Origin of the sequence: Maribacter aquimaris (genome assembly GCF_014596745.1) — a bacterium.
In the GTDB taxonomy this organism is placed as follows: domain Bacteria; phylum Bacteroidota; class Bacteroidia; order Flavobacteriales; family Flavobacteriaceae; genus Maribacter_A; species Maribacter_A aquimaris.
In genome coordinates, this window is sequence record NZ_JABTCF010000023.1 from 1 (window position 1) to 6,147 (window position 6,147).

Genomic DNA, 6,147 nt, shown 5'->3' on the forward strand with positions numbered 1-6,147 from the left:
TCGGGGTGGCAGCACTAATTTACTAACCACAATGCGTTAATTATCAATTACTTATAAGCTCTTTTTTGAACGGTTAACCGAAGTCTAAACTCAGTTCAAAATGGCACAAATTGATGCAAATATTATGTGTCTTTTGCAATACTAAAATAGTAAATAAATCAATTCGATTTCTTTAAAATGTTTTACTTATTTCCATTTAACAACTTCACGCTCTTCAACTTCAGGAACTTTTTTAAAAGTTTTAATTATTTTATTCCATTTTTTTACTGGATTTTCATTTTCTAAAAAACCATCATGGTCAACCGCAACTTTAACAAAATGTTTAAACCTGCTTTCTAAATGCAAATAGACCTCGCGTTCCATTGGCAGATGATTTTTTTCAATATTTTTTTTCAAATTTTGAAGTACTCTGATAATATAATTTATCGATTTTCTAGCTTTCTTGTTTTCTTGATAATACTTCAACGAATGAATTCCTATCCCACAAAAATCTACAAGAGTGCCGTACCCTTGTCCTACGAACAACGTTCCATCTTTTTGTGCATCTATAATATAATTGGCTAGATTCGTAATAATCACTTTAACATCTCTAATATCAACTTCTTCATTTTTTATTAAATCTCTTATGAAAGTTCCTGGTATATGAAAACTATCTAAGGTGTTTTTATATAGACCACTTTTTAATGCCTCACTTGAATGATAAAAAGATGACACTAAAGTTCGCCATGTTAAAAATGACTTTTGTTTAATCCCAACATTATTTTGTTGCCAAAACAAATTGGTGCAAATAGATTCGATTTTTCTTGTACTTGACTCAAACAAGTCTTTATCGGATAGTTGTATAGCAGCTTCCTGTATTTTATGCAAAATTCTTATGATGTTCTTTATAGCGTCCCATTGAAGTTCCAAATCAATTGAATGTTCTATTGTCTCATTTTTATCGTACAATCTGTTTAAATCCTTTAGTAAATTTTCCTCTGGACAATTATTGTAAAGATTCGCTAAAAAAGATAATTCTATATTGTCAATAGCAGTCATAAATGGCAAAGAGATATTATGACTTGTTTGAATTTTCATAAACTCAAACCCAACAAATAAATCAATTTCTTGTAGGTGTAAAAGAGGGATTTTATATTTAGCAAAATACAAGTAAATATCTCTAACTGAATTCCAAACAAGTTCAAAATAATTGGTATCATTGACCCTAACAGCTGTTTTTGCATTTTCCCTCCAAATCCATGTTAAAGCACCCAAAATAATATCACACTTGTCACGGTCATGCCCTTTACCTAATTCGGTAAAAACCTTTCCCAAAATTTGAGTATTTATTTTTTCGTAAGAGGTTATTTTATTTGTTAAAATGTATTCGTCTATTTCTTTCTGTAGTTTGTTTAAAGTATCATCTGCTACAGTTCCACTCTGGAATCGATACCTGGAAACACTTTTAAATGCAGTTAAATTAAGACTATTTACCAATTCCAAATTCTCTTTGATACGACTGGTCTTTCCTATAATTTCTTTAATTACGGGATAGACCGAAAATATGTAAAACATGAAATAGATACCAATAAAATAACCAATGGTCAGATTACTTTCTGTGTCAAATGAGGTTACTTCAATATATGCTAGAAAAGAAAGACCTATAAGGTTTACAGAGTTATATAAAGAATTTTTTATAAGATGATTGTCTAATGGATTGATATTTACGTTTCCAACTAATTTTTCTTTGGAAAACTCAACTGATAGTAAAACAACAGCCATAAGAATACCTAAAATGGAAGCTATAGCTCCAATTACTAATCCAAAATAATCAGATGGATTTGATTTCGACAAATTCAAATAGTCAGGCACAAAAGCAACCTGTTCAGCTAAGCCTGTGAAACTGATTATCAGGTATATTACTGGTGGTATAAATGCAACATACCTTTTCTTTAGCCAAATTTTGATAGCTTTCTTGTTCATGAGCAACTACAATTTGTTTATATTTTTGTGTTTTTGGGTACTTTTAGTACCTAAAAATAGAAATATTTAAACTAAAATTTGCGATAGTTTAAAAAAAATAATAGTTTGGTACTGTGAGTACTGATAAAAAAATAAAAATAAACCAGCTATTAAGTACACAACCTTCGGGTATCGTATACCTGTCTTCGTGGTTGGTCAAGGAAGGATACAGCCTTGATTTACAAAAGCGATATCGAAATAGCGATTGGCTAACATCCATAGGTACAGGTGCAATGATACGTTCTGGTGATAATGTCGGTTACGAAGGAGCTATCTTTGCACTTCAAAAACAAGTAGGTCAATTTATACACCCAGCAGGCAAGACCGCCCTTTCTCTACTCGGAAAAGCACATTACTTAGAACTATCACCAAAAAAAGTAACCGTTTTTGGTGGACAACATGAAAAACTACCTACTTGGTGCAAAACTCATGACTGGGGTATAAAATTAGACTATTACAGTTCTTCATTTCTGCCTTCCGAAATAGGCCTTGTTGAAGTAGAGCTAAAAACGTTCTCGATAAAAGTTTCAAGTGCAGCAAGAGCAATATTAGAGTGCCTTTTTTTAGCACCTAAAAATCAAGAATTGGTAGAGTGCTATCAGTTAATGGAGGGGCTAAATAATCTAAGACCCAATCTAGTTCAAAACCTATTGGAAAGCTGTACTTCTATAAAGGTGAAACGTCTGTTTCTATTTTTAGCAGAAAAAGCAAACCATAGTTGGGTAAAACATCTAAACATCGAAAAAATAGATTTAGGGAGTGGCAAACGAAGCATCGTAAAAAATGGCGTTTACAATCCGAAATATAAAATCACGGTACCCGTAGCATTAGCAAATGGCGAATTATAAAGCACAAGTCTCACTCTTGTTAAGTGTGCTTCCAGAAGTTGCGAAGGAAGACTGCTTTGCACTTCATGGAGGAACAGCCATCAATCTATTTGTTCGAGATATGCCACGTCTTTCAGTAGATATTGATTTAACCTATATTCCTGTAGAAGATAGAGCAACATCTTTTTCAAATATCTCAAAAGCACTATTGCGAATCAAAGGCACTATTGAAACCGTAGTACCTAACGTTCAGGTAACCCATAAACAAAAAGAACTTAAACTCTTAATTTCAAACAGAAAAGCACAAATAAAACTCGAAGTAAGTCAAGCCATGCGAGGTATTATTGCAGCACCAACAGAAATGGGACTTTGTGACAAAGCACAGAATGAATTTGATGCCTTTTGTGAAATTCCAGTTATACCCATAGGACAATTGTACGGAGGTAAAATCTGTGCAGCTCTCGACCGACAGCATCCTAGAGATTTATTTGACATCAAATATCTTTTAGAGAACGAGGGGTTTGCTAATGAAATAAAAACAGGATTTCTCTTTTGTCTTTTGGGTAGCAAACGACCTATCTATGAAATACTACTCCCAAACCTATTAGACCAACGTTCGGCAATGGCAAATCAATTCGATGGTATGAGCGAAGAACCTTTTACCTATGAAGATTTTGAAGCTACTCGGAATCTTCTTATTCAAACAATACACGAGAGTCTAACCGACATTGATAAACACTTTCTGTTGAATTTTGAGAACTGCACTCCCGATTGGAGTTTATATAATTTTGAAGAATACCCCGCTGTACAATGGAAACTTCAAAACTTGCAAAAACTAAAAGAAACAAACGCTGAAAAACATAGCGCAGCCCTTAAAAAGTTAAAAAGTGAATTTTTAAAAAAATCCTAAATTTCTATAGAATTTAGAAGTTACTTGTCCCAAATTCTTACCGGTAACTTTGCGCGTGGTTCCTGTGCGGTTTTTGTAGTGTTCCGGCAGATAAACGTTAAGCAAAAACCGCATAGGGCGCATCTTGCTTATGCTGATTAAAACTTCATTTTTCGTTTAGTTCTCTTTTGAGTGCTTCTAATTCTGCTTCATCAATTTCAATTTTAAAATATGACTTTCCGAACGTAGGGTCGACCTTTTCTATTTTACTGAGTACTTCTCTAAACTTCCGTAAATCGTTTCCTTTTGCCTGAATTAGTTTATGGTATTTGTCAAAAGAAACAGTCCCTTCTTCCCTATACCATTCTTCCCGCGTCAACTTTTCCAAACCCTTTTCTATTAATAAAGGTTGTTTGTTCTCTTTTAGTGAGTTTCCCTCAAATAGATTTTTTAGTATCTCGTGAGTCGGTTTTATTTGTTCACGCTCCATTGTGCGTAATAACACCTCTATATAATCAAACCGCCCTATCATATAATTTTGGAATTTGATAAAACTTATCATTACCTCGTTCCTTGGCGTGATTTTCGTTTTCTCAAAGAAGTCGATTATAGTATCTATAGTTTCTGAATGTGATTTTGAAACTGTCTTGGAATATACACGAAATCGCTCCGCAGTTATTCGATTAATACTAACTGCTGAAAATGTACTTTTTTTCTTGTTTTCAGATTCCATTACTGTAAAACTTTTCAAGGTTTATAGGTGGTTGCAGCTTGTTTAATGCAAATTTTCAATAAACAATCGCAGCTAGTTATTTTCAATTTGTTGAAAATCAATGGTTTAAAACTCGTAACATCGCTTTAGCGTGTTACCCTCTTGCTATTCAAACCTTCTCTGCTTCGCTCCGAATTTTCGAATACCCTAAACAGGTACATTTCTTCTAAAAATTACTGATTGATTTTGGATAGTTTCTCTTGCTTTTTAGATTCAAAGTGGGAAATAAGATTTTCCATGTCCTCCCCTACTTTCTTCTCCAATACCCTTGCATAGATTTGGGTTGTGGTCAATTTTGCATGACCGAGCATTTTCGAAACGGTTTCAATAGGAACGCCATTAGAAAGTGTAACTGTTGTAGCAAAAGTATGTCTAGCAGAATGAAATGTAATATTCTTATGAATGCCACAAGAATGAATAATCACTTTTAAATAACTGTTTACCTTTTGGTTACTGAAAACAGGCAGTAATTTACCGTTACCTTCTATGAGCATAATCTCTTTATACTTTTCAATAATAGCTTTTGCTTTAGGTAGTAGTGGAATTTTTACCATTTCATCCGTTTTTGCTCTTTTAGTATGTAACCAATAATTTCCGTTTATCCCGAGCACCAACTGTTGAGCAAGTAGTTCTTTAACATCAATATAGGATAGACCTGTATAGCATGAGAATAGAAAAATGTTCTTTACTTTTTCGTAACCTTCAGCTTTGAATATCGTCTCTTCGATAAGTTCCAATTCCCGTTCGCTCAAATAACTTCTATCATGCTTTTTATAGCTGAGTTTGAAATGTTTGAACGGGTCTTTTTCTAACCATTCCAATTTAAGGGCGAGGTTGGTCATTTTCATCAAACGTTCCAAATGCTTCATCGCTCCGTTATTGGAACAAGTCTTTCTAGCTTTCTCTGGACGGTATCTTAAAAGGTATTGTTCGAAATCAACTATAAATCGATAGTTCAATTGTTTTAAATAGATGTCGGGGGTCTTGAATTTGTCGTTTAAAAACTTGTGTAAATATCGCTCTGTAGAATAGTAGTTTTTCATGGTGCCGTATTTCAATACGGAATCCATATTTGTATTGTGATAGGCAATCAGCTCTTTCAAGCTCTTATATTGTTCGTCTTGCCCTAAATAACGGGCTTTTATAGCTTGTGCAGTAATCATCTTTCCTTCGGAAAGCAATTGTTTATGAGACTCCATAATTTGTACGTAAACCTCGTCTAAATAACTATTGAGTAGTCGTGCTCTTTGGGTCGTGCCTGTAACCCTTCCTTTTGAAGCATCCCAAACATTCACCGAAGTGTAACGTTTTAAACTGATTTCTGCTCGTCTTTTATCAACCGTGATACGGGCATAAATAGTAAGTCTTTCGGGGTTGTAAGTAATGTCCCGAGTGAAAATAAGTACTGCTAAAGTGCTGTTGTTGCGCATGATATACGTCTTTTAAGTTCTACAAACCTTGTTTGCAAAGACGACCTTAAATAGCCCTAAATGCTACTTAAATTTACAACAACTTATGTATTAATCCATTCACCGAACCATACACCAGTTATAGGATATCAAACGATATCATCTGATACCATATAAAATGAAAAGAGCTGCTAATCAATAGATTAACAGCTCTCTAGTACCACTTGAAAAGTGGTTCGTCGGGGTGGC

General features: G+C 33.9%; 5 protein-coding genes. 2 read left to right on the forward strand and 3 right to left on the reverse strand.

The features are described 5' to 3' along the window. Positions 1–186: 186 nt before the first annotated feature. Positions 187–1,962, reverse strand: coding sequence for a hypothetical protein (locus HPE56_RS20140; RefSeq protein ID WP_188245545.1), 1,776 nt, complete (start codon positions 1,960–1,962; stop codon positions 187–189). Positions 1,963–2,075: 113 nt separating this feature from the next. Here HPE56_RS20140 and HPE56_RS20145 point away from each other — a divergent pair, with 113 nt between their 5' ends. Then, positions 2,076–2,849 (forward strand): type IV toxin-antitoxin system AbiEi family antitoxin, encoded by a 774-nt coding sequence (locus tag HPE56_RS20145; RefSeq protein ID WP_188245546.1) that lies wholly within the window; start codon positions 2,076–2,078, stop codon positions 2,847–2,849. Beyond that, positions 2,836–3,738, forward strand: coding sequence for a nucleotidyl transferase AbiEii/AbiGii toxin family protein (locus HPE56_RS20150; RefSeq protein ID WP_188245547.1), 903 nt, complete (start codon positions 2,836–2,838; stop codon positions 3,736–3,738). The genes HPE56_RS20145 and HPE56_RS20150 overlap by 14 nt, the downstream gene beginning before the upstream one ends. 145 nt (positions 3,739–3,883) lie before the next feature. Here HPE56_RS20150 and HPE56_RS20155 read toward each other — a convergent pair whose 3' ends face one another. Continuing rightward, positions 3,884–4,450 carry a BfmA/BtgA family mobilization protein gene (locus HPE56_RS20155; protein ID WP_188245548.1) on the reverse strand — a complete coding sequence of 189 codons (567 nt, stop codon included), beginning with the start codon at positions 4,448–4,450 and terminating at the stop codon, positions 3,884–3,886. Between the two features lie 212 nt (positions 4,451–4,662). Next, the gene (locus tag HPE56_RS20160; protein WP_188245549.1) at positions 4,663–5,919 is read right to left on the reverse strand and encodes a site-specific integrase; all 1,257 of its coding nucleotides are present in this window, start codon (positions 5,917–5,919) and stop codon (positions 4,663–4,665) included. Positions 5,920–6,147: the final 228 nt, after the last annotated feature.

Excerpts from the sequence above, each read along its gene's own strand:
- HPE56_RS20140 (WP_188245545.1), bottom strand. The coding sequence starts at position 1,962 with ATGAACAAGAAAGCTATCAAAATTTGGCTAAAGAAAAGGTATGTTGCA.
- HPE56_RS20150 (WP_188245547.1), top strand. The coding sequence starts at position 2,836 with ATGGCGAATTATAAAGCACAAGTCTCACTCTTGTTAAGTGTGCTTCCA.
- HPE56_RS20155 (WP_188245548.1), bottom strand. The coding sequence starts at position 4,450 with ATGGAATCTGAAAACAAGAAAAAAAGTACATTTTCAGCAGTTAGTATT.
- HPE56_RS20160 (WP_188245549.1), bottom strand. The coding sequence starts at position 5,919 with ATGCGCAACAACAGCACTTTAGCAGTACTTATTTTCACTCGGGACATT.